Source organism: Nocardia sp. NPDC004722 (genome assembly GCF_053601505.1).
Genome location: NZ_JBSGBY010000001.1, coordinates 51413 through 73574 on the forward strand (window position 1 = coordinate 51413; position 22162 = coordinate 73574).

Consider the following 22162-nt stretch of genomic DNA (forward strand, 5'->3'; position numbering starts at 1 on the left):
GCCGGAGCAGTCGCATGAAACAGATGCCGCAGCCGCGGCGCTATTGCGCACGATGCGGCACCGCGCTGAGCCAGTACAACGACGAGACCCTTTGCGGTGCTTGCGTGTCCAGCATCTTGGAGCCGCCGGACCTGCCGATCCGGTTCTGGCTTACCGACCAGATGCACGATGCGCTCGCCACCTGGCATATGGGCCGCGTCATCTTCACCTACCGCACCCACCCATTCCATGGCCGTCCTCTCGGCCAGGAGCTGGTGGCCAGCTGGCTCAAGCTCACCCAGGGCCAACTCAGCAGGCTCGAGAACGGCACCGCGCCCGAGCAGTTGAGCAAGCTCAGATACTGGGCCGAAACCCTCAAGATCCCGAGCGAACTTCTGTGGTTCAAGCTGCCGAACCGAAACGCCGATACCCTCGACGATGTGAACCGGCATGAATTTCTTCGCGCCGCGGTGGCGGTCGCTCTCACGCCGGAGCCGTTGCTGGAATTGATCGGCACACTGCGCTCAACACCGGTGCCAGCTGCCGTCGGTCAAGAACAGATCGAAGAGATCCGGACCGCCGCCAAGCAGATCAGCTCGTGGGATGCCGCCGCCGGCCGCGGCCTCGTGCGGGAAGCCGCTCTCGCGCAAGTTCGGTATGCGGTGCGCCTGCTCGATGCGAATGCGACGCCCAGCGACAAACGTGAACTCTGCGCGGCCGTCGGATTCCTCAGCCACAGCGTGGGATTCACCGCGTTCGATCAGTACGAGCACGACGACGCGGATACCTTGTGGGCGCTCGCGCTCGGGTGTGCGGAGCGCTGCGGAGAACCGCACCTCCGCGCGAAGGTTCTGTCATCAATGGCACGGCAGTCGATCTGGTGTGGCGACCCGAAAGCTGGGCTGAAGTCAGCCGAAGACGCGTTCGACAAGGCGGATCGGCTGACCGCGACCGAACGGGCGATGCTGCACACAACCAAGGCCCGCGCCTACGCCAAACTCGGCCAGGTCCAGAACACGCTCACTGAAATCGGTAGGGCTGACGACGAATTCGCCCATTCCAGCCCCGACAACGATCCCGCCTGGATGAAGTACTACGACCTCGCCCAGCACTGCGGCGATACCGGCCACGCACTCTACGACCTCGCCATCGCGGGCAGATTCGCCAGCGAAGCCCAACACCGCCTCGCCACCGCGGTCGACGGCCACACCGATGCCTACCGCCGCTCCCGGGCCATCTCAGGAATCAAGCTGTCCTCGCTGATCATGGCGGTAGGCGATCCCCAAGAAGCCGCCACCGTCGCTGACCATGCACTAGACGACGCCATCCACCTGCGCAGTCGCCGCGCCGCCGATGACCTCCGTGACCTTCACCGACTTGCTTCGGCCCGCCAGAACCAGCCCGAGGTCGCCAAGCTGACGGACCGGATCGAAGGGCTTGTTGCGGTATGACCTCTGAGCCACAGGCCGACTCATCCGAAGCGATTCTCCGCACCGCATGCGCCCTCGCGGGCGTGCCATCCGATGGCGCTATCGTCCTCAACCGCAGCGAGAACGTGATCTACAAGCTGCCCGGCGGAGTGGTTGCACGCGTAGCTCGCGCCGGCCAACAGGCCGCGGCGCTGCGTGAGGTCGAAGTGGCACGGTGGCTGGAATCCGAAGGGATGCCAGCGGTGCGAGTTGTACCCGGCATCGAGCAGCCCATCATTGTCGACGAACGGGCCGTGACGTTCTGGATAGAACTGCCTCCGCACCGCCACGGCACCCCGACCGAGGTGGCCACCGCACTACGCGAACTCCACTCCCTGGCGCCGCCCGTGGATCTCGATCTCGGCACGCTGGACCCATTCGTGCGGTTGGACAAACGAATCGAGGGCGCGACCACGATCTCCGAGGACGACCGGACCTGGATGCGTGAGCATCTGGCCGAGTTGCAGGAGCGCTGGACTCGGCTGCCCGATGGTCTTCCCTGGTGCGTGGTGCATGGAGATGCGTGGGTGGGCAATGTGGTTGCCACCGACGGCGGTGACATCATCCTGCTCGACCTGGAGCGAACCTCCATCGGGCCGCCCGAGTGGGACACCGTCCACACCGCGATCAAGTTCAAAAGCCTCGGCCAGATCAGCGCGCAGGAGTACCAATCCTTCTGCGACGTCTACGGTCACGATGTGACCGCATGGACCGGGTACGAACTCCTGCGCGACCTGCGCGAGTTCCGGATGACCACCATGGCGGCCCAGACCGCGGTGACCATCCCGGCCGACCGAGAGCAGGCCGAACACCGAATCGCCTGCCTCCGTGGCAAGTTCGGTCCGCGGCCTTGGTCTGGCTGGCGGCCGGTCCCGTCCCAGTAATCCGGAGGCGCTCACATGGACGAGTACGTGCCCTGCGTCCAAACCCTGCTGGTGCGCGACGGCCAGGTCCTGCTCATGCGGCGGCAGAATACTGGAGTTGGCGATGACTGGTGGGCAGCCCCGGGCGGATGCATCGAGGCCGGCGAAGACTTCGCCTCGGCGGCGGCTCGTGAAACGGCCGAGGAGATCGGCGTCGATGTCCAGCTCACTGACGCAAACCTCGCCACCATCGTGAGGCTCGATGCATCCCACGAGGGTGGCGCCCGCGCCGTCTATACCTACTTGGCCACCACCTGGGCGGGCGAGCCCAGCATCAAAGAGTCGGATCTTTGCTCCGGCCTGGGATGGTTTCCCCTTGCGGACCTGCCGCTCAAGACCATGGAGAGCACTCGGATCGCCCTTCAATCTGTTGACGGCGAATAGACTCAGTCGATCTCCATGGACGCCAGCGGACCATCGACCACTACGAGGACCCGATGCCTGAATCCCTGCCCGACGACCAGCCATTCACCGTCACGCTGATCGACGACGAAGATGCCTGGATCGCGAGGCATCCGGACGCGGGCGAGATTCGAGTGACCGAACCACGCGGCGTCGCCTACAGCCTGTACGAGCTCATCCCCCAGGGCCACAAACCCGACATGGGCGCTGTCATGGACGCGAACTTCGTCGACGGCGACGGCCACGAGGTCTACCCCTTCGCCCTCCACTTCAGTGAGTACTGGGAACCGGATGGTGTCCGCGATCAGATCCGCGCGGATCCACCAATCGGCTGCCGCTGGCTCGAAGGTGATCAGTACCCGGGCCTCTACTGCGTGCGGCCGGGAGCTGATTTCCTGGATGCCGTCGCCGGCGTCATCGCCGAGTGTCGGGCGAGATACCCCGGCCTCACCACCGAACTCAATGACCTTGGTGTGGAGAAACTCTGGGAATGGGTGCCGAACGGATACAAGGGCGAGACGCTCATCTCGCAGCTCCTGCTGATGGCAATCCATCGTGCACGCCTGCTCGGCATCCCAGGCGATCGAGTGGTCGACTTCGTTCGCCGCGCCACCTAGCTCAGACTCGAATGCCCTCCGCTGGAACCGAATCCACCGGTGCCGCGGTCCGCCGCGTCCAACACAGCCACCTCCTCGAAGTCGACCAGCTCGACGCGCTGCACCACCAGCTGCGCGATGCGATCACCGCGATGAAGCTTGATCGCAGTCCGCGGATCCAGGTTGATCAAGCAGACCTTGATCTCGCCGCGGTAGCCCGCGTCGACCGTGCCAGGCGCATTTACGATCGACAGACCCAGCTTCGCTGCGAGCCCCGACCGCGGATGGATGAGTCCGACCGTTCCGATCGGCAGCGCGACGGCAAGGCCGGTGCCAACCAAAACCCGCTCCCCCGGTGGGATATTCACAGCCACCGTGGTGTGAAGGTCCACGCCGGCGTCGCCTTCGTGAGCTCGCCGAGGGTCCGGCAGTTCCGGGTCTAGTCGCTGAAATGGGATCGCTCCGAATGCACTCACGGACGCCAACGCTACGGAGTCCCGGAGACATCAAGGCGAGCATGGGGTGCGCGCGAACCACACTGCGCGCTCGATGACAGCCGTAAACTCCTAAGCGGGGAGCTGCCCGGCCCCCGCCAGGTGAGGCGCAGTCTGTTCACACGGACACCGGGCACCAGCACTCGATCTGCAACGCCGTCAACGTTGCGCTCCCACACGTATTCTCGATTCCACAATGTGGACTTGAGAGAGGCGCATCGGGTGGGGAATGCACTGACCGTCGGCCAGATCTATGCCGGTTACAGGATCGAACGCACCCTAGGGCAGGGGGGTTTCGGAGAGGTCTATCTGGCACGCGACCGCCAGCTGCCGCGCCTAATCGCCCTGAAGTTGTTGACAAAGACCAAAATCGACGCCAACCCCAGCGACAACCTCCGCAGACGCTTCGAACGCGAGGCGGATCTGATTGCGCCGCTCCAGCATCCAAACATCGTCCCCATTTACGACCGCGGCGAAACCGACGGACACCTGTGGATCAGCATGGCGTACGTCGATGGAAGCGACCTGCGCAGCGTGCTGAGGATGGGATACCTTCGGGCGACGCGCGCAGTCCACATCGTCACGCAAATTGCCGCAGCCCTCGACTTTGCCTTCGAGCAGGCAGGCGCCATCCACCGAGACGTCAAGCCCGCGAACATTCTCCTCACTACGAGCACTCCCGAACGCGCCATCCTCACCGACTTCGGGATCGCCAAGGCGCTCAACGAAAGCACACTCACACCCGAAGGCGGGTCCTTGGCGACCTTCCAATACGCCGCGCCCGAGATATTCACAGATCCCAAGGCAATCGATCGCCGCATTGACGTCTACGCACTTGGGATTACCTTCTTCGCCATGATCACCGGCCGCCTCCCCTACTTGGGACAGGACCCGGCAGCTCTAATGCATGAGCACGTCCTGGGCGACATCCCTTTGCCTCAGGCGATTGAGCCGACGCTGCCAGAAGGCTTAAACGATGTCATCAAGATGGCGCTCGCAAAGGACCGCAGCGACCGGTATCCGACGTGCACTGCCCTCGCGGAGGCCGCCACGTGGGCAGTCGCCAATCAGCGCGCATCAGTACACAACAGTTCCACTACAGAAGCGGCACCACAGAGTCCCGCGACGCCGACCGCAGAGACTGAAGCTGCGGCGGCACCCGCGCCGACGTCAACGCCCGAACCGCTTCGCCCTAGCCCATCCGGGCCAATCGTTCGCCGAATCCGTTCTTGGAACAGGGCTCAGAAGGTGTCAGCAATGGCGGTGGCCATCGTCGCGTGCGCCCTCGCTTGCCTCGTCGGCCTCTACCACGGAAACCTCTCGTTTTCGCAGCGCGTCGTCATTGCATTTGGGTGGGGGGATCCGCTAGCAACCGCTCAGGTCGGGGACTGTGTCGCGAATCCTTATGGGTTCAACGTCCTGACGAGGACAAGCCAGATCGATGCACAGAAGGCGCCCTGCTTCTCGAAGTATGCAAAATGGCGGGTCCTGAAGCGAGTCGACAGCCTCAAAACCGAGTCGGACGCGATGGCCGTCAAATGTTCAGATCTGCCCGGCTGGGAAGACCAGATGCTGTTCGGCGACTCTTCCAGCGGCTGGGGCGTCCTCTGTCTCGGGTACAAATAGGTTCAAAGAAGACCGATCCAGTTACGTCACTGTGACGTAGCATCCCCATGAAACGGGACCTCGAAACCCGTACACACAGCGAGCACCCGAGAGGTGCGCTGTCCTTTTCAAAGGGGCGGGGAGGGGGTGCCGGGGCACCGACTGCCACCGATGGGCCGCGCGGCAGCCACCGATACCCCCAGGGCGCGCCCCGGCCGGTCCCGAGGCCCGAAATAGGCCAGATTTTGTGGCGCTCGCCACATTGACAAACTAATTCCACCCCTTACCCTCTACTGATTCCTTTTGGCCCCAAGGGAATTCGCCGATTCGGCATTTCCGCAGCTCAGCGTGCATTTTCCGATTGCCCACCCCCTCTGACCTGCGCATTTGACGACTGTAGAACCCTCATGCAATCTGGTCCCAGTCGCCGACCGGAGCGACGGAAGCCAGCCCCCACCGACGGGGCGCACGATGGGAGACAGACAGTGACCACCGCAGTTGCACAGGATGCGCCGACCACCGAAACCGTTGCGGCCGAATCGGTTCCGACCACCGAAACGGAATCGGCCAATCCGACTCGCGAGATTGTCGGGTGCTTGGTCGAAACGGTCGGACCGGGCGTCTATGAGGTCTACCGGGCAGGTGTCCGATTGGGCGGCGCGTACCAAACTCCGCAAGGTGTCTTCTACACACCCGAGATTGCGAACACGCGAGCATCGGTGGCGGACAGCTTGGATGTCGCTGTGTTGGAACTGAAACGGGCGATTGAGTCCGCACCCGCGCCTAAGCGGGGTGGCAAGCCGGTTGATCCGACCCGCGCGATGCTGGCAGAGATCACAAAGCTTGCCCGTGTCCGGTTCGCTGCTGCCAGCGCCAAGAAGAAGGCGGCGAACGCTGCGCACACGATGGAAAACGGGCCGCGTGGCAAGGTTGCCCTTGCTACTGCCGCTGTGAAGCGCGCTACCGATGCCATCGCCGACAAGGGCGGCGACCCTATGCGGTACTTCCGTTTGAATGACGCTGAAAGCAATCTCGAGGCAGCGCGCGACATTGTCGGCGCGCTACAGCGGGCGGCCGAACGTGCTGCTAAGGCCGAAGATCAGGCCAAGGCTGCGCTAAAGGATGCCCGTGCGAAGGGGCTCGAGCTGGGCATTGCACAGTCCGTGATTGACGAGACCGTGGCAAAGGTCAATCCGGAAACCAAGAAGTCCGCCAAGTAGTTTCGTGGCCGATTGCGGACGGCGCGGGTAGTGGCGGCACTACCCGCACCGACCGGAGTTTCTACGGATCTCCGTTTCCCTGCCTCGCACTCTGTGCGGCACATAGGCGAATCTGTGCAACTTGGGGAGCTGCGCATTCTCTGCCCGTTCGTGGGCAATCCGTTTCATCTCGCTCGTTCGTGGGCGATGGTCCCTTATCCCTACTCGTTTGCCGTACCCGCATCGCGATTGTGGGCGGCGTGGAACTTCCGGCGGGTGGCCGTAGCAGGCGCACCCCCATCCCCTACGACCTGGGGGCAATCGTGGTCCCAAACTCCCTGCGCACGTGGGGAAGTGGGGCGGCGTGTGGTCATGCACGGGCGTCGTTCGCGGCGTGCGGAGACAGGCGCAAGCTCTGTCGTTTGAGAACTGAACAGTGTGGCCGTTGGTGGCATCGGGAACCTACCGGTGCGGCATGGAGTGCGGGCGATTCCGTTTCGACGTTTCGTTGGCGTGTGCCGTTCGATGCTGCCAAATATGTTGCCCTGCCCGGGGATTCATCTCCGGGCAGGTCTGAGAGTGCATCGGGAAATCGGTGCGCTGTCAGACCTGCCGATAAGCAGGTTTCGGCCATCCTTGGCCACCGTTGTCCGGCGTGATTCACCGCGCGCTGGCCACGGTCACCACCCGAATGATGGGAGATCAGAAATGGTTTCGATGTACAAGTGGATGCCGCAGCAGACCGCCGTGGCCGAACAGTTCTTCGACGTGTTCGACGGCGTGTTCCGTCCGTCGGCAGGGCGCGCTGTCGAGTCCGGTGTCGAGGTCGTGACAGTCGACCGGGGCTATACCGTGATGGCCGCGCAGATCGCGCCGGATGGGGTGGCGCGCTACTTCCGCAATGGCGTGCCGATTCCGCACGTCGATCGGGCGAAGCCGTGGGCAATGCCGCGCATGGCCGAGCGATACGCGGCGGTCCTGCCCGAGGTGCACCACGTGGTGTTCGAGCAGGTCTATGGGCTGACCCCGGCGCGTGCGGCCGAAGCGCTACTGGTGCACGCGGCGGGTATGCCGCTGTGCCACGAGACGTGGCTGTACGCGGCGCGGATTGACGCCCGCTTGCGTGAGGCGCTGACCGGTGCCGAGCACATCGTGCGCCTGCCGATGTCGTTCGTCTAATCCGCCAATCACACAGGGCCGCCACCCATTCCGGGTGGCGGCCTTTTGCATGCCCAAGGAGGGCAGATGGTTTCGCTCACGAAGTCCACACCCATGCAATCCGTGTCGCGAGATGCGTTGGCCGCCTATCAGGTTGAGGCCGGGCTTCGCGGTTCCGGTCTGGCGCTGCCGATCGTGTCCGGGCTGCTGGCCAACAACACCAACGCGCTGTGGTTCGCGGTGGAGTACCGCCGCTGACAGGCCAGCGGAGCTACCGGCGGCCCCGGTGGTTCCCCCGACTTTTCAGCCACTCATTCGTAATTCGTTTCGCCGGGAGGAAGTCATGGAAGTGGAATCGGAATGGCGCGTCATTTCGAAATGGATGGACATCGCGATCAAAGCCGCTGAGGCGGAGGGATGGCGAGTGTGGCAGGGGCCGGACGCGAGCTGGCGGTTCCGACGTGGGGACATCTACCAGCAGTTTTCGGCGACACCGGAGACGATGGAGCAGCTCAAGCACTTCCTGCACAGGGTGCAGCGGGTGCTCGGGGTTGATTTGCAGAAGGGTATGGCGTGAGGCAGTCTGGAATTTACGGATCGTCCCCGGTGTCGTTGCCCGGGGATATCTCTTCGGCGGACGTGGGAGGTTGGATCATGCCGGGCTGGTCACTCGAGGTGCAGGCCGAAACGGGAGCGTTGACCGAGGCGCAGCAGTCGAGGCTGATGCACGGGTTCGGACGATGGGTGACGCTGTCGCACAACATGACTACCGGCCGGACATCGTTCGGTGTGCCGGTGGAGGATGCGCCGCTGCGGGAGGCGATCACCGAAACTCTCGACACCGCTGAGAACGTACTGCGGTCGGTGCTGGCGGATGCGCGAGTGGTGGGCGTGCAGGTGATCTCCGCGGAGGATCGCGACGCCGAGCTGGCCGCCGCCGGAATCGTCGTCGACTAACTACAGACCAAACCTCAAGGGCCCCGGGCGATCTGCTCGGGGCCCTTTTGCATGCCCGGAAACGGGCGGACAGGCAGGAAGAACATGACGTACACGGTCGAAATGTGGGGCGCGAGCGGCGGCCAGCTCGCGACGGGAATCAAGGGCAGCGAGCGCATGTGCGGGCAGCTGGTCGAGCAGGTCAAGGCCGACATGCTGCGCGACGGCTGGGACGTGCAGGTATTCACCAGCGACAACCCGGGCGGCCTGACGATGGCATTCACCATGCGCCACCCGGTCACCTGCCAGGAGATCGGCGGCCTGCGCACTGTGGCGGTGGCCCGATGAGGAAAGCAGCCCCTAAGCGTGTGCCGGTCGTCGGCGATATCTACCGCGACAAGCGGAGGGAAAACTTCCGGACCTTGCGAGTCGTCGAGGACCTCGGCGATGGCCGTTTCGATTGCCTGGTCATCGAACAGACCTACCAGGGCAGAACCAAGTACCCGAACCGTCCGACGACGGCGAGCATCGAGCACCTCACCAAGATGTTTGACCTGATCAGCGAAGGCAAGGAGGCCACGGCCTGATGACGGTTTACATGTGGCTGCGACCGGAGTTCGAGGGCCGCGAGTCCGAGCTGATGCTGATGTCGCAGGTCGCCAGCGAGCTGGGTGTCGCCACAGGCACCGTGTCGAACTGGCGCCGACGGCATGCCCGAGACTTCCCACCCGTCGTGGCGATGGTCGGGCACCTGGTCTACGTGGTGCGGGCCGAGATGCGAGAGTTTGTCGCCGGGCTCGGCTACACGCTGCCGGAGGCGGAGGCCCCTACCCCGTCGGTGGTGTGGCATCGGCCCGAGTTCAAGGACCGCCCGAGCCTGCTGATGAATCTCGCCGAGGTGGGCGAACAGTTCGGCGTGACGCGCCAAGCGGTTTCGCTGTGGCGACAGCAGTGCGCGGACTTCCCGCCCGTCGTCGCCGAGGGGCCGCGCCTGGTGCTGGTGGTCCGGACCGAGATCGAAGCGTGGGTGCTCGGCCGCCAGCTGGAGCGCGCCGAACGCACCGCAATCCGCAAGTCCAAGACCAAGCATCGCCGCCCGAGCGGAGCGCTGGCACAGCTCGGCGCTGCCTGACCTTCAAGGTCACCAGGCCCTCGACGTGGGAGACGTCGGGGGACTTCTTCATGCCCGTCACCGGGGGCTCATCAATCAACCATCCAGGGAGACAAGCGAAATGATGCGAATCACGAAGGACGCCGCCGGTGCGCGGCGTCTGCACGCCGAGGTGGCGTTGTTCAAGGAATGCGGGCTGATGGTCTCGCAGCCGGTGGCACGGGCCATCGCGCAGTACTGGGTGACCGCGTCATCGGATCTGTTGCCGATGGCGATGGGGATGCCGTTCGAGCCGATGTCCGCGCTGGCCGATGTCGAAGCGCGCATCGTGCTGTCGGGCGATTCCGCCGGCGAGCTGCATGCGCTGGCGGCCTGGCTGCACCGCGAGGTGGAAGCCATGGCCGGTGCCAAGCGCAAGGCGGTGGCCGCGTGATCACCTATGCGGCGATTGCCTGGATGGTGTCGACCGATCCCGTTGGACGCGTTGAGAAGTCGGGTGAGGTGTGGTCGCCGGGACCGTTTGAGCAGACGGTGTGGGTGCTCGATGCCAGCGCGCCGATGGGTGCGCGGGTGGTGAATGTGAAGACCCGCAGGGAGCTCGCCTATCAGCCCACGGGTGCAGCGGCGCCGCGGCGAGTTGTCGCCAAACCCGTCGAGTCCTCCGCCATCCCTGACCTGTTAAGCGTCGGGGATGAGGTCACCTGCGTGGTGTAGGTATCGGATTTGAGGTTCGCCCCCCCATTCGTGGGGGCGTTTTTGAGACCCGTTCTTTACAGCGTAAAACAACGACCAGAAAGAATGCGATGAAGGTTCTCGAGCTACTGGATTCCGACCAAATCAACGAAGCGCGGGAGTGGATCTACGACCGCACCGAGCACATCGGCTGGGATTGGGAAGACCCCGAAGTCGTTGCCTACCTGGACGAGAACTACCCGGGCGGGCCGAGGGCATTCGATGCTTCGGTCCGAGGCGTCATGGCGCGGGTGTACGGCCGGAACTGGCGCACCGGATGCGACCACTTCGCCACCTTCTACAAGGCGTCCTGGCGCTCCGGCGACGTTGATCTGCTGCTGATCAACGCCACGCGGTCCAAGGACAGCTACGGCTATGACGACGCCATGGGCATCGCGAATGCCCGCGTCCTGCACCGTCAGTGGGGCGGAGCGACCGAGCTGTCCGATGGCCCGTACTCCGACTGCGATTACGTCGCACTGGATCTCGACACACGCGCACCCGCAGACCTGACCGATGTCCTCGAATCGCTCGACGGCTACCCCTGCCTGGACGAGGAGGAATGGTCGACAGTCGAGCAGCAGCAGATCCAGGAGCACTGGGACGACTACGGCCGCCACGACCTGCTCAAAGCGGTCGGCGACGCCATCGGCGCGTGGGAGCTGACCGAGGCTGGCGAGGCAATCGTCGACGAACTCGCCTGGGGCGGATACCTGGACTACGGCCACGGCGGCGGCTACCCCACCATCGTCGACCCGTCGATGTGCGACTTCGGCGAGAAGGTCATCCCCGACTGGATCGCCGCCCGACTCGGCACGGTGGTCACCCTTGCCCGCTGGCGCGGCGACGAGCTGGTGCTGGACCTACGCCACCGCAACCTCATCGCCGAGCCCGCATGATGCCCGACGACTACCTGATCGACGAGCTACGGATCGCGATCGAGGCCGAGTACCCCGGCGTCTCGCTATGGATCCATGCAACTAGCTCCCACCTCATCCTAGGCCGCCTCGTCGTGCCCGAGGACCAGCGCAATCAGGGAATCGGCACCGCGATCATGCGCCGCCTCACCGATGCGGCCGACCGGTGGAGCATCCCGTCCGCGCTGACTCCCGGCAACACATACGGCGGATCGCTGTCCCGCCTGCGCCCCTTCTACCGCCGGTTCGGATTCGTCCCCAACCGCGGCCGAGCACGCGACTTCGCCACCACCGAGTCGATGGTGCGCGCCCCCAAACCCCAAGGAACCAAATGACACCCCTCGAACGCCTGGACCTGGGCGTGATCGGCGGCTTCCGGATCCACGCCCGCATGGTCAATGACGAGGACGAAACCCCAAAGCGCAAGTACGACCCGGGCCTGTGTGACCCCGAGTTGATGGCGGGCTGGCGCGCCGACGAGTGGTCGTTCGTCGGTGTGCTGGTGACCGCGAGCCGCGCGGGCGTCGCGCTGGGCGAAGCGTCGGTGTGGAGTCTCGAATACGGCTGGCACGGGGGCAAGTACCACAACCCGCTCACCGATTCCCCCGCCACGCAAAACGACTGGGTGTACGGCCATGGCCCCAGCCTCATTCATGAGGCCATCACGGATGCATTCGAAACCATGGCCGCAATCCGAAAGCCCGCGCGCCTTCAGGGGGTGTAAATGCATCCCTTCATGTCTATGTCTGCTGGTTATTCTCGCCCGGCAGCGTAGAGCGAAATGCCTTACCGGCAACAACATTCGCAAGAAACGAAATGAAAGAAACACCACCAATGAACACGATCTACACCTACGACTATCTCGCCTACGTGCTGCAAACCGGCAACTTCCGCAAGGGCTGGCACGGCGAAGTCCCCTCCATCTACGAGTGCGTCGAGAACTTCCGACACGAACCCGTCTTCGTCTAACCATCACCCCGGGGAGAAACCAATGACCACCACCAAACATCTCGACGTCACATACGCCGAACGCGTCACGGCCGCCTACCTCGGACAGGTCGCCCTGCTTGCCCACGCCAACTCTGGCGGCAATCGACTCACCAACGAAGACCTCGACGACCCCGACGAATTCCCAACTCTCGCATCCGATGTCATCAGCAACGTCCTGATGGCGGCGCACATCCGCGGCCAGGACGCCGAAGCCATCCTCGCGCAGGCCCGCTACCACTTCGAGGACGAGAGGCTCCCCGACCTTGCCGAGCGCGGCACACAGATCGCCCGCGGCGAAGACGAGTTCGACATCTGCGATTGCGGCTGCGGGTTCGTGGCCGAGGAAACCTACGTCACCCCCGTCACCGGAGTCGACGTCCTCGTCTCGAAGGTAGGCGGCGGGATCACCGGCCACGCGTACCACGGCGAGTGGACCTACCACGCCACGAGATGGGGCGAGCCGCTCACTCGCCCGAGCAAGTTCACCAGCCGCGCGCCGATGACCCACCGCGAAGTCGCGTACGCCGTCGCCGAGTACTTCACGGAAGGCTGAGCGTGGACTACAGCGACACCTTCCACGATCGAGTCCACCGCATCGCGGGCTACCTCGGCGACGAATGGGTGGGCGGGCCAGGCCATCTCGCGGACGGCGGCGATGCCCGCATCGCGCGAGCCGACGGCGCACAGATCTGGCTACGCCTGTACCAGGCCGGGCGAGGACGCAACCAGCAGACCAGGATTCGGCTCGTTCCGACCTTCGGCGAATGCGGGTCGTTCGTCCCGAACATCGACGCCGGCCGCGCGGCGATCACGATCACGGTCAGCAAGTCCGACGAACAGATCGCCCGCGACATCCGCAAGCGGCTCCTGCCCGCGTACCTCGCAGCCTACGAAGCAGCCCATGCCAAGCAGCTGACGTGGGAGCTCGAGCTCGCGAACCGTCAAGAGTTCGCCCAGCGCTTGGGCTCGATCATCGACGCCCACAAGCCTGGCCACACCAGCTACTGGCTCTTCGGCGGTACCGGCCGCCAAGGCAAGTTCCGGATCAACGGCACCACGGTCGAGATGAAGTTCGAGCTCCCCCACAACGAAGCCGAACACCTCTTGCGCTTCGCCGCAGACCTCACCGCAGCCTGAACCACCACCCCAGGGAGAAATCATGAGCAGCAACGCAATCGAGCAGAACAAGCAGGCCGCAGCGAGAGCGCTGTCGGCCATCACTGGTCACCGCTGGTCGGTCTTCGCACCGCTGCGCAGCCCGATCGTCGAGGACACTGGCGAGCTGCGGGAGTACATGGAGGAGATCCTCCGCGACATGCTCCACCTCGCCCGGCTCAACGACGTTGTGTTCGGCGAAGTCCTCAGCGATGCCACTGAAAGCCACGCCGAAGACTGGGCTGCCGAGATCGACGAAGCGACGGAGGGTGTCCAGTGGCGGAGCTAAAAGAGTTCACCATCAACGTCTCCGGCACCGAGCGGCACGACGGCGAATCGCCGTACACCTACGCGGCGAAGGCCGAGTCTATGGCCGCCGCGAAGCGCCTGGCGTGGCTGTATCACCTCTGGTTCCAAACCTCGGAGCTCGGCAAGGTCGCCGCCGATTTCACCGTCCCCGGCGCATCCGAGGATGAGAACAACCAGTGGCGCAATGAAGAGCATGCCGACGTCGTCGTAATCGACTGCGAAAAGTTCCCCTGCCACGAAGGCCGGCCGTTCGCATGCGGCGATCCCACCCACTACGAGTGGGAAACCAACCAGGCCAGCGACTGCCGGTGCGACTACTACTGGTTCTGGATCTCCCCCAGCCGCTCGAAATGGCCCCTCCATCCCCAGAAGAACGAGAAGCGTCTCCGCGAGCTCGGCTACAAGATCCAGCGCAAGACCCCCGAGGAGACCGAGTGGTGACCCTAAAGACGATGCAGGTGACCGTGAAGGCCACCGCGGAGATCGAAGAGATCTGGACCGTCAAGGTCCCCGAAGACTGGGACGGGGAATCCGGTGAGCTGCTCGACCTCGTCGGCCAATCCGGCATTTCCGAGTTCATCTCGGACCGGGTCGTCGGCGACGAGCGGGAACGCGAAGTCATTGATGCAGAACTGATTTCGACAGAGGACAGGCTGTGAGCGCCCGACGCCGGAATCGAAAGCAGCTGCTCAACTTCATCGAGAATCAGGGCGGCTTCATCGCCGACTCACTGACCCGGCTCGCCGACTACTACGACGAAGAAGCCCATGTCGACGGCCCCCTCGAGGACTGCGACGACGCTTGCGCCCAGTGCGACGACGCCGCCCAAGCCAATTCGTTTCGGGAGACCCGAGACGAGCTGAGGCACCTTCTCTGCCGCGTGTAGCGACCACTCAATCAATCCATCTCTCAGGCCGCGGGCGAGATGCTCGTGGCCTGCTCAGTCATGGGAGAAACCAATGCCCCTGTGGACCAGCGACGTGCACAACTATGACCTGTTCCACGACCTGCGCGGGACGAACGCCGCGGAGGTCGAGGTCCATCACCCGCTCCGGCCTCGCATCACCCCGGCGCTGTCCAACGTCCTGGATTGGGTGGACCTGCGCGAAACCGAGGACATGGCTGTCCTGGCCATGGACACGGTTTGCACGCTGTGCAGCACCGTGATCTACCAGCACGAGGATGGCGACAGCATCGGCACCCTGGCCCGGCACGCCCTGGACCACATGCACACCTGTTCAGGCTGGGACGCCCATTCCAAGTGGCCTCGCCCCTCCGACGACAACGTCATCGCCTGACCCCCTTCACCTTTCACACGGCGGATACCGGCCGCCAAGCATTCAACACCCCAAACCACAAGGGAGAACCCATGTCTCGCGAAACCATGGAATGGCTCAACACCAACATCCTGATCGGCATGACCGAGAAGCGCGGGACCGCCTGGCACTACAAGGCGACCATGCAGGGCGAAGAGCCCAACCACTACCCCGGCTTCATCCCGGTTGACCACATCATCCGGCGACTGTTCAACTTCGAAGCCAAGTCCGGAGTCAGCGCCTTCGCGGCGCCGAGCACCATTGACGGCGAATGGAACTGGATCGGCCCGGACGGTCAGCCGTACTCGATCCATCTGACCCAGACCGGCCGCCAGACGATCTACCACTCCGAAACCAAGTACGACTTCGGGGTCTTCAAGGCAGGCTACGAGCCACACCAGTATCAGGAATGGCTGCTGGAGAAGGTCGCCCAGCTCATCACTGCGGACGGCCTCGCGGTCAGCACCGATTCGCTCGGTGTCACGTCGGCCGGCCTGCTACGCGAGTCGGCACAGGCGTGGGTGCAGATCGAACGCCCCGACACGGTGAAAACGCCTGAAGGCGTGGACTTCCGACCGAACTTGCTCGCCTGGACCTCGCACGACGGATCCTTGGCAACCCAGTACTCCGCGACCCACACGCTGGTGGTGTGCGACAACACCCGGTTCGCAGCCGAGGCCGAGGCGCGAGCGTCCGGGCTGCGGACGAAGATCAAGCACTCCAAGAACTCGAAGCTGAAGGTCACCGAGGCACGCGACGCACTGAAGCTGATCGTCGAGAGCGCCGACGACTTCGCCGCCGAGATCCGCGAGCTGTGCCAGATCCCGGTCAGCACCAGCCAGTTCAACAACTTCCTGGGTGAATGGGCTCCGATGCCCGAGAAGGAAGGCGCCGGCAAGACCCGCGTGGTCAACAAGCGCGAGAAGTTGACCGAGCTGTACCGCCATGACAACCGCGTCGAGCCGTGGGCCGGAACGGCTTTCGGGGTGTTGCAGGCCGTCAATACCTACAACCACCACTTCGCGTCCATCGGCAACAGCAAGGTGACTCGCGCCGACCGCAACATGGCCAACGCCATCGAAGGCGACACCGCCAAGAAGGACGCCATCGCCCACAAGGACCTCATGCGCGTCCTCGAACTCCAGCCAGCCTGACCAGCCCATCAAGACAGGAGGCGACCAATGCCCGAGCGGTACATCGAATTCACCTGGACCCGAACTCAGACCCAGACCTTCACCTACAAGCAGCCGCTGCCGCACTTCATCGACGACTACTCCGATGAGCTGGGCGGCAATGACCCGAAAGCGTTGAGCGCCGACGAGATCGCCAAGGTGGTCGACAACGACCTCAGCGATCTCGAAGAGGAGTACTGCCTCGTCGAAAGTGACAGCGACGTCGAGTTCGTGTCGCACCGGTTCATTTAGCGTGCCCGCCGTTTGAGCCGGGCACGCATCGCCGCCGCGGTGCGTGCCCGGTCCTGATTACTGGCCCGCTCATCCGAGCATCCATCCAAACCCCTTCCCTATCAAGGAGGTACAGCCATGTCCGCACCCGCTATGCCCGTCGAAGAAGTCACGATCCGCTGGTCGACCACCGAGCAGTTCGAGATGCGTCTGCCCCGCGCGGAGCTGCTTGAAATGCTCGCCGACAATGACGAGCTGCCGGACGAACTCGACGAACTCGACGACCAGGCGCTCTCGGACCTGTTCGATGCTGACGACTTCGCCGACGACGAGACGAACGAGAGCGGCACCTTCATCGCCACAATCGAGCGAACCATCGACGAGTTCCAGGTGCGGCGCACTCTGCCCGCGGAATTCACGCAGATCCAGCCCGGCCACACGGTCCGCATCCGACACGAAATCCATCTGCCGGACACGGATCCGACAACCCGGGTCGAGCGCCTCGAATGGGTCGGCGCGGTCCGGACGGTCGACGGCGATGGACTCTCCGTCCTGGACAGCGTCGGCTGCCGATACTTCCCCTGGGTGGCTGGGCACGACCGCAGCCAAACCATCGAACTGGTCGCCGACGACACGCCTGCGAGCAGGACTACGTTCAGCGGCACGCCCGCCAGCGAGATCTGGATGTAGAGGCCCGTCACGCAATGGGCGGCGACTTCAGCACCAACCACATCAAGTACACGTGCAGGCGTTGCGGGCGAGTGGGCGTGGCCGCGTTCAAGTCCTCGGACCCCGACGCCCGGTACCTGACCTTCCCGGTTGTGTGTTACTGGGAAGTGCCCTGCGACCGAAGGTATTTCGCTCGGCGCGCAGCGCGGGAAGAGGCCAAGGCTGCCGAGCGCGCGGCCGAACTGGAGCTCTATGGCATCTCGCCGCCTGTCGATCTCGACGCCGACGCCCCACCGCCGCCATCGACCGCCGAGGTCATCGCGAACTGGGGCGTCCGCACCTACCCCATTGAACAGCCACGACATGCGAACGGAGCGATTGAAACGTCCGGATGCACGGAACTCGCTGTCGGCCAGAAGGTTCGGGTCGTCCGAGAGTTCGACCGACCGCACCGGTTGACGGGCCATCGCGGCGTCGTGTGGGTCGGGACAGTGACCGTCGACGACGGCATCACGTTCGGCCTGAACCTCGGTGACCGCCATATCCAGATCGAGTGGCGACCACGCAAGGACTTGGTGAAGACGCAGACCATCACCGGGGTCGACGCGTCCGAGCCTCCATCGAAATCTCATTTCTGACGAAACCACCTCAAGGACAGGGAGATTCACCATGCGCAGTTACGACGAAGCTTTCATGCAGGAGATCGTCTACCACCTCGAAGGCGACTGGCGGGCCTGCTACGAATATGAACAGGTGGAGCTGGCTACCGCTGAGGGCCACTCCCTCAGCCTCCGCGATGGCGACGCCTACACCTACGCGGATTTCGCCGACCGAGGAAAGATCGTCGCCTACGTCAGCTTCGGCAGCTATTCGGGTTCGGCCGCCAATGCGTTCCGCAGCACGATCCGGATCTCGAAGGCCAAGGGCGCAGCCAAGATCGCCGCGGAGATTCGACGCCGGCTGCTGCTGGCGTATTGGGAGGAGTTCGATGCGGCGAAGGCTCGCAAGCAGGCCATTTACGAACGGGCCGCTGCTCGTCATGCCCAAATGAAGGCTTTGGCTGATATCACCGGCGGCTGGACACACTTCGGCCACGACAGTGGACGCCAAGGCGAGTTGCACGACGCGATGAACTCAGCGCTGCTCGGTGCCCAGTTCAATGCCGACGGCAGCTTCAAGCTCAGCGTGAAGCAGGTACCAGCCGATATGGTCGGCGATCTCGTCCGACTGATCCAGCAGCGCCTACAGGGCGCCGAACTGGCGACGGCGGGCTGATCCGGGACCTGTTGCGCACCAGGAGATTCGCGCTCGAGAATGGTCCGATGAAGCTGGAGTATCGGTGGGCGGTGCTGGTGTGCTCGAACACCAGCACCGCACCGGGTGCACACGATTCCGGATGCACCAGCTTCGGGCAGGTGCGCGCGCTGTGGGGGCCGTACGACAAGTCGCTGCCCGAGCTGGCGACCCGCTATCCCCATGCGCGGGTGACTGGCGCGCTGATGCTGTGTGGCGACTTCCATTTCGGGCCGATCGACCGGTTCGAGCACGTGGCTGGCGGCGGTATCTGTGTGTTCTGCGCAGCTGGTCGCGGCCCGATGGTCAGTTCGTTGGACGGTCCGGTGTTCGCTTGCCGCGGCTGCTATGTGCTGCGTGGCTTGCGGCCGGTGTGCGCGCTGTTGGAGGCGAAGGGGTTTGACGCGCTGAGCGCGTGAACATGGATGGAGGATTGAGCGAAGGGTGCAGCGATGGGATTGAGACTCGAGGCAACGTCGGATGAGGGGACAAGCTTGGCGTGGAACTCGCGGCGGCGGATCGCCGGGATGGTGATCGAACTGCCTGACGCGGCGTGGATGTTCCTCCCACCGCGTAGGAGAGATCAACCGTTCATTGGCACCGATCTCGACGAGGGCCTCACGGAGTTGGATCGCCTGGATCGGGTTGACGAGTAACCGTCGGCCAGGCCGGAGCCGCTCGGGGAGTAGGCACACCCCGAGCGGCGTTCCGGATCAGGTGAGCGGCACCAGCCGCCAGGTTGCCCACGTCCGGTATGGCTGGTGGGGTTTGTCGACTCGGACCTCGTAGGCGCGGAGCTTGTGAGTGTTCGGGTCGACGATTCGGATCGCAGCTTCGAGACCTCCGGACATCTGCGGGTCGGTGCTGTAGAGCCGTTCCCATGCCGGATTGATTGCGCACTGTTGTTGGATCTCAGCCATTCGCTCATCACTGAGTACGAGCGACCCGAGCATGCGCAGCCCGTAGGCGAAGGTGTGCGCGATGGCCTCGTGCTCGATCAGCACGCTGCTGGCGAGAGGGTTGGTCAGGAGCCACACGATGAGGTTGGTCTCGGGCCCGGCACTGGGGAACACGCTGTTCCACTGGGTGTTGGTGGCCAGGATGCGCCCTTCGGGTAGCGCGAGGTCGGCGGCGGGGTACGGCAGGAGATCAAGGTCGCGTTGGTCGCGTCGTGTCGGTGCCGCGGTTGCGGGGCCGACGATGCGGTCGATCATGCCTGGGAAAAGCGCGCTGACCAGCTGGGCCCGGTAGAGGTAGGGGATGTGCAGGGTGTCGAAGATGGCGCCGAGAAACTCGAGGCCTGGAACGAGGTCTCCACGTTCCACCTTCTCGATCGAGGACACAGACCAGCCGGTGGCGGTGGCAACCTGCTGGCGAGTCATGCCGAGCGTTTCGCGCCGAGACCGTACGAACGTCGCTAGTCGGCTTTTGGACATCGGTATTTACCTCATTGTTGGCTGGTCACGCGCCCGGAGCGCGGAAGCCTCATCCGAGTGAGACTTGGAAACGATGACCTTTGTACGGGCACATACCGACTCTTGACCAATTCTTGACCTACGGGTGTGCGCAACGGCACAGCTACCCGCCTGACGTGCGCTTAGTCAGTGCCTGGCTGCGTGCAAGCTCCGCCCGGGTCAGCGAAGGCTTCCCGCAGATCTGCGGGTAGGTGGAGGATGGGAGACCCACATGGGCAAGGTCGGCATTCGCGCGGCGATCTCACGGCGACAGCAGCAAGAGCTCGACCGCATCTACGCAGCGGCCAACCGGGAAGCGGCAACCCAGCTCGCGCAGCGGATCGACAGCCATGTGCGAATGGGGCATGAAGCGCTGGCCAGGGGCGATCACCGAGCCGCACGAGCGCATGCTGATGCCGCCCAGGCCGGCGTGTTCGTGCGGGCGATGACCGCAGGCGGTGTGGAGCTGTCCTAGTCCCTAAAGCCGACATCCCCGGGCACACGGGAAGGCGTGTGCCCGGGGATGCAGGCCCCGGCTCGGCGCGGTTTCCGCGAGGCTCGAGTCGGGTTGCCAGGACTTCAGATCGTCACCGGCCAATATGGAGTTGTTATTCAGTTTTCCCCGCCACCACCGGCGGGTGAGCTACCGCTCGCGTTCGAGGTTACTGCCTGTTTGCGAGTTGTCACGATGTATAAACACCCCTGCGCAGCGGCCACCCGCCGTCGGCATTGGCCGCGCGCAGCGCAAGTTCGGCGGCGCGCTGCTGGAGCTCGGCGGCCCGGTCGCGCAGGGTGGCGGCTTTCTCTGTGGCCCAGTCGCGGTAGTTGTCGGTGTTCTCCTGATGCCAGAGGGCCTGTGCCTTCATCAGCTGCGTCACCGTCATCTGGCCGACTTCGGGGAAGGCGCGCGCCAGCACCCAGGCCAGGCGCATGGCGGCCACGGTGTCGTCGTCGGCGTTGTGTGCGTTCTCGAGCGCGACGCCGTAGTGCGCCGACACCATGGCGAGCGTGCGCTTCTCGCGACGGTCCGGATCGCAGTGCCTGTCGATGACGTATGGGTCGACCACCGCGCCCGGGGTCCACAGCCCGAAGCCCATGCGTCGGCTTTCGCTGGCCATCACCGTGCAGTCGTAGGAGCCGTTGTAGATCGACACCACGGTGCCGCGCTCCCACAATCGGTTCAGCCCGGAAGCGATCTCGGCGAGGCCGGCGGCGTAGTCCATTCCTTCGGCGCGGGCCTGCTCGGTGGTGATGCCGTGGACTTCCGTTGCACCGGCTGGGATCTCGCACCCTGGATCGAGCAGCCAGGTGCGCTTGTGCAGCTGGCCGCCAGCGAAGTAGGCCAGGCATGCGGACACGATCCGTGCGGACTCTGGTTCTGGCCCTGTTGTTTCCAGGTCGAAGCCCCCGAGGACGTGCCCGGTCCACGGCCCTTCGCTCACGGCAGGCATCGAGCTTCTCCTTCCCCAGCGTTCCGCCGCGAGGGGCGGTTGTCGAATCCGGGATGCAGAACCATGAACGCTGCCAGCGTGATTCCGTGCCAGACCGCGCAAATGATGTGCTTGGCTCCGGTCTCCTCGTCGATGTCCTCGCCGTCCCAGAACGCCCAGGCGTGACGCATCATCGCGTCGAACGACAACGACCAGTCATATCCCTTGCGCCAGTTGTCATCTGAGTACTTCTCGGCGCCGCGGCCGTAGAGTTCGGCCAGCTCGCGCAGCGGCCCTGCAGGGATGAGGCCGAAGCGTGCGAGCTTGCGCCCCTTCTGGCCGCCGGTCCGGCTGGTGACTCGCACCTCGGCCGATGCTGCACTCATCGGTTCACCGCCTCGAACGTCACCTGGACGGCCCACACGAGCGCGAGCATCAGCGTGAATCCCTCGGCGCAGCGCGACCACCGCCACAGCCGATCTGCCCAGTTCAACGGTGCCGCCAAATAGGCGATGTCCAACGCCAGCGTGGCCACCAACGTGATCCCTACAGCTACCCACACGCGACCAGGCCCTCACTTTCCCAGCGGTCTACGGAGCAAACCCACCCCGTTACCATTCCA

The 22162-nt window shown here is 64.3% G+C and carries 38 protein-coding genes; 33 read left to right on the top strand and 5 right to left on the bottom strand.

Annotated elements, in window-relative coordinates; all coding sequences use genetic code 11:
- Window positions 1–14 precede the first annotated feature (14 nt).
- From ACWELQ_RS00305 to ACWELQ_RS00320, 4 genes are read left to right on the top strand one after another with little or no spacing between them, the layout of a single operon-like run.
- Window positions 15–1430, top strand: coding sequence for an XRE family transcriptional regulator (locus ACWELQ_RS00305; RefSeq protein WP_452394837.1), 1416 nt, complete (start codon window positions 15–17; stop codon window positions 1428–1430).
- Window positions 1427–2332: a phosphotransferase family protein gene (locus tag ACWELQ_RS00310; protein ID WP_452394838.1), complete on the top strand. Its 906-nt coding sequence runs from the start codon at window positions 1427–1429 to the stop codon at window positions 2330–2332. Before ACWELQ_RS00305 ends, ACWELQ_RS00310 begins: the two co-directional genes overlap by 4 nt.
- A gap of 15 nt (window positions 2333–2347) precedes the next feature.
- Window positions 2348–2755 (top strand): NUDIX domain-containing protein, encoded by a 408-nt coding sequence (locus ACWELQ_RS00315; protein WP_452394839.1) that lies wholly within the window; start codon window positions 2348–2350, stop codon window positions 2753–2755.
- Window positions 2756–2808: 53 nt separating this feature from the next.
- Complete coding sequence (locus ACWELQ_RS00320; RefSeq protein WP_452394840.1) at window positions 2809–3390, top strand: hypothetical protein; 582 nt, start codon at window positions 2809–2811, stop codon at window positions 3388–3390.
- Here ACWELQ_RS00320 and dut read toward each other — a convergent pair.
- Window positions 3387–3845: a dUTP diphosphatase gene (gene dut, locus ACWELQ_RS00325; RefSeq protein WP_452394932.1), complete on the bottom strand. Its 459-nt coding sequence runs from the start codon at window positions 3843–3845 to the stop codon at window positions 3387–3389. The genes ACWELQ_RS00320 and dut overlap by 4 nt on opposite strands.
- A 240-nt stretch (window positions 3846–4085) precedes the next feature.
- On the opposite strand from dut, the gene ACWELQ_RS00330 reads away from it, so the two are divergent.
- The 28 genes from ACWELQ_RS00330 (at window position 4086) to ACWELQ_RS00465 (ending at window position 19075) form a co-directional block, all read left to right on the top strand.
- On the top strand, window positions 4086–5489 hold the full coding sequence (locus ACWELQ_RS00330; protein WP_452394841.1) for a serine/threonine-protein kinase: 1404 nt from the start codon (window positions 4086–4088) through the stop codon (window positions 5487–5489).
- A 464-nt stretch (window positions 5490–5953) separates the two neighbouring features.
- Window positions 5954–6688: a hypothetical protein gene (locus ACWELQ_RS00335; RefSeq protein WP_452394842.1), complete on the top strand. Its 735-nt coding sequence runs from the start codon at window positions 5954–5956 to the stop codon at window positions 6686–6688.
- Between the two features lie 687 nt (window positions 6689–7375).
- Window positions 7376–7846, top strand: a complete 471-nt coding sequence (locus ACWELQ_RS00340) for a hypothetical protein (RefSeq protein WP_452394843.1) — start codon at window positions 7376–7378, stop codon at window positions 7844–7846.
- Window positions 7847–7912: 66 nt separating this feature from the next.
- Window positions 7913–8083: a hypothetical protein gene (locus ACWELQ_RS00345; RefSeq protein WP_452394844.1), complete on the top strand. Its 171-nt coding sequence runs from the start codon at window positions 7913–7915 to the stop codon at window positions 8081–8083.
- Between the two features lie 85 nt (window positions 8084–8168).
- Window positions 8169–8402: a hypothetical protein gene (locus ACWELQ_RS00350; RefSeq protein WP_452394845.1), complete on the top strand. Its 234-nt coding sequence runs from the start codon at window positions 8169–8171 to the stop codon at window positions 8400–8402.
- Window positions 8403–8479: 77 nt separating this feature from the next.
- Window positions 8480–8782, top strand: a complete 303-nt coding sequence (locus ACWELQ_RS00355; protein WP_452394846.1) for a hypothetical protein — start codon at window positions 8480–8482, stop codon at window positions 8780–8782.
- Window positions 8783–8866: 84 nt separating this feature from the next.
- Window positions 8867–9109, top strand: a complete 243-nt coding sequence (locus ACWELQ_RS00360; RefSeq protein WP_452394847.1) for a hypothetical protein — start codon at window positions 8867–8869, stop codon at window positions 9107–9109.
- Window positions 9106–9348 carry a hypothetical protein gene (locus ACWELQ_RS00365; protein WP_452394848.1) on the top strand — a complete coding sequence of 81 codons (243 nt, stop codon included), beginning with the start codon at window positions 9106–9108 and terminating at the stop codon, window positions 9346–9348. Before ACWELQ_RS00360 ends, ACWELQ_RS00365 begins: the two co-directional genes overlap by 4 nt.
- Complete coding sequence (locus tag ACWELQ_RS00370; RefSeq protein WP_452394849.1) at window positions 9348–9893, top strand: helix-turn-helix transcriptional regulator; 546 nt, start codon at window positions 9348–9350, stop codon at window positions 9891–9893. Before ACWELQ_RS00365 ends, ACWELQ_RS00370 begins: the two co-directional genes overlap by 1 nt.
- 100 nt (window positions 9894–9993) lie before the next feature.
- Window positions 9994–10305 carry a hypothetical protein gene (locus tag ACWELQ_RS00375; protein ID WP_452394850.1) on the top strand — a complete coding sequence of 104 codons (312 nt, stop codon included), beginning with the start codon at window positions 9994–9996 and terminating at the stop codon, window positions 10303–10305.
- Entirely contained in the window at window positions 10302–10586 is a 285-nt protein-coding gene (locus ACWELQ_RS00380) for a hypothetical protein (RefSeq protein WP_452394851.1), read from the top strand. Before ACWELQ_RS00375 ends, ACWELQ_RS00380 begins: the two co-directional genes overlap by 4 nt.
- A gap of 89 nt (window positions 10587–10675) precedes the next feature.
- Window positions 10676–11503 carry a hypothetical protein gene (locus ACWELQ_RS00385; RefSeq protein WP_452394852.1) on the top strand — a complete coding sequence of 276 codons (828 nt, stop codon included), beginning with the start codon at window positions 10676–10678 and terminating at the stop codon, window positions 11501–11503.
- Entirely contained in the window at window positions 11500–11856 is a 357-nt protein-coding gene (locus ACWELQ_RS00390) for a GNAT family N-acetyltransferase (RefSeq protein ID WP_452394853.1), read from the top strand. The genes ACWELQ_RS00385 and ACWELQ_RS00390 overlap by 4 nt, the downstream gene beginning before the upstream one ends.
- Window positions 11853–12245 carry a hypothetical protein gene (locus ACWELQ_RS00395; RefSeq protein WP_452394854.1) on the top strand — a complete coding sequence of 131 codons (393 nt, stop codon included), beginning with the start codon at window positions 11853–11855 and terminating at the stop codon, window positions 12243–12245. Before ACWELQ_RS00390 ends, ACWELQ_RS00395 begins: the two co-directional genes overlap by 4 nt.
- Window positions 12246–12355: 110 nt before the next feature.
- Entirely contained in the window at window positions 12356–12490 is a 135-nt protein-coding gene (locus ACWELQ_RS00400; protein WP_452394855.1) for a hypothetical protein, read from the top strand.
- A gap of 22 nt (window positions 12491–12512) precedes the next feature.
- Window positions 12513–13064: a hypothetical protein gene (locus ACWELQ_RS00405; protein ID WP_452394856.1), complete on the top strand. Its 552-nt coding sequence runs from the start codon at window positions 12513–12515 to the stop codon at window positions 13062–13064.
- 2 nt (window positions 13065–13066) lie between these two features.
- Window positions 13067–13648, top strand: coding sequence for a hypothetical protein (locus ACWELQ_RS00410; protein WP_452394857.1), 582 nt, complete (start codon window positions 13067–13069; stop codon window positions 13646–13648).
- Window positions 13649–13670: 22 nt separating this feature from the next.
- On the top strand, window positions 13671–13955 hold the full coding sequence (locus ACWELQ_RS00415) for a hypothetical protein (protein ID WP_452394858.1): 285 nt from the start codon (window positions 13671–13673) through the stop codon (window positions 13953–13955).
- A complete protein-coding gene (locus ACWELQ_RS00420; protein ID WP_452394859.1) occupies window positions 13943–14416 on the top strand; it encodes a hypothetical protein in 474 nt (157 codons plus the stop codon). Before ACWELQ_RS00415 ends, ACWELQ_RS00420 begins: the two co-directional genes overlap by 13 nt.
- A gap of 11 nt (window positions 14417–14427) precedes the next feature.
- Window positions 14428–14634: a hypothetical protein gene (locus ACWELQ_RS00425; RefSeq protein ID WP_452394860.1), complete on the top strand. Its 207-nt coding sequence runs from the start codon at window positions 14428–14430 to the stop codon at window positions 14632–14634.
- On the top strand, window positions 14631–14861 hold the full coding sequence (locus ACWELQ_RS00430) for a hypothetical protein (RefSeq protein ID WP_452394861.1): 231 nt from the start codon (window positions 14631–14633) through the stop codon (window positions 14859–14861). Before ACWELQ_RS00425 ends, ACWELQ_RS00430 begins: the two co-directional genes overlap by 4 nt.
- 73 nt (window positions 14862–14934) lie before the next feature.
- A complete protein-coding gene (locus ACWELQ_RS00435; protein ID WP_452394862.1) occupies window positions 14935–15273 on the top strand; it encodes a hypothetical protein in 339 nt (112 codons plus the stop codon).
- A 71-nt stretch (window positions 15274–15344) separates the two neighbouring features.
- Complete coding sequence (locus tag ACWELQ_RS00440; RefSeq protein ID WP_452394863.1) at window positions 15345–16445, top strand: DUF932 domain-containing protein; 1101 nt, start codon at window positions 15345–15347, stop codon at window positions 16443–16445.
- 27 nt (window positions 16446–16472) lie between these two features.
- Window positions 16473–16715, top strand: coding sequence for a hypothetical protein (locus ACWELQ_RS00445; RefSeq protein WP_452394864.1), 243 nt, complete (start codon window positions 16473–16475; stop codon window positions 16713–16715).
- Window positions 16716–16832: 117 nt separating this feature from the next.
- Window positions 16833–17384: a hypothetical protein gene (locus ACWELQ_RS00450; protein WP_452394865.1), complete on the top strand. Its 552-nt coding sequence runs from the start codon at window positions 16833–16835 to the stop codon at window positions 17382–17384.
- 77 nt (window positions 17385–17461) lie between these two features.
- Entirely contained in the window at window positions 17462–18001 is a 540-nt protein-coding gene (locus tag ACWELQ_RS00455) for a hypothetical protein (protein ID WP_452394866.1), read from the top strand.
- Between the two features lie 31 nt (window positions 18002–18032).
- Window positions 18033–18638, top strand: a complete 606-nt coding sequence (locus ACWELQ_RS00460) for a hypothetical protein (protein WP_452394867.1) — start codon at window positions 18033–18035, stop codon at window positions 18636–18638.
- A gap of 47 nt (window positions 18639–18685) precedes the next feature.
- The gene (locus ACWELQ_RS00465) at window positions 18686–19075 is read left to right on the top strand and encodes a hypothetical protein (protein WP_452394868.1); all 390 of its coding nucleotides are present in this window, start codon (window positions 18686–18688) and stop codon (window positions 19073–19075) included.
- A gap of 294 nt (window positions 19076–19369) precedes the next feature.
- Here the strand turns inward: ACWELQ_RS00465 and ACWELQ_RS00470 are convergent, their stop codons facing one another.
- A complete protein-coding gene (locus ACWELQ_RS00470; protein WP_452394869.1) occupies window positions 19370–20092 on the bottom strand; it encodes a helix-turn-helix domain-containing protein in 723 nt (240 codons plus the stop codon).
- A 250-nt stretch (window positions 20093–20342) separates the two neighbouring features.
- Between ACWELQ_RS00470 and ACWELQ_RS00475 the strand changes: the two genes are divergently transcribed.
- Entirely contained in the window at window positions 20343–20585 is a 243-nt protein-coding gene (locus tag ACWELQ_RS00475) for a hypothetical protein (RefSeq protein WP_452394870.1), read from the top strand.
- Window positions 20586–20793: 208 nt separating this feature from the next.
- Here ACWELQ_RS00475 and ACWELQ_RS00480 read toward each other — a convergent pair whose 3' ends face one another.
- The 3 genes from ACWELQ_RS00480 to ACWELQ_RS00490 are packed head-to-tail and all read right to left on the bottom strand — an operon-like array spanning window position 20794 to window position 22075.
- Window positions 20794–21561 (bottom strand): exonuclease domain-containing protein, encoded by a 768-nt coding sequence (locus ACWELQ_RS00480; protein WP_452394871.1) that lies wholly within the window; start codon window positions 21559–21561, stop codon window positions 20794–20796.
- A complete protein-coding gene (locus ACWELQ_RS00485) occupies window positions 21549–21926 on the bottom strand; it encodes a dATP/dGTP diphosphohydrolase domain-containing protein (RefSeq protein WP_452394872.1) in 378 nt (125 codons plus the stop codon). Before ACWELQ_RS00485 ends, ACWELQ_RS00480 begins: the two co-directional genes overlap by 13 nt.
- The gene (locus ACWELQ_RS00490; protein ID WP_452394873.1) at window positions 21923–22075 is read right to left on the bottom strand and encodes a hypothetical protein; all 153 of its coding nucleotides are present in this window, start codon (window positions 22073–22075) and stop codon (window positions 21923–21925) included. The genes ACWELQ_RS00485 and ACWELQ_RS00490 overlap by 4 nt, the downstream gene beginning before the upstream one ends.
- Between the last annotated feature and the right edge of the window lie 87 nt (window positions 22076–22162).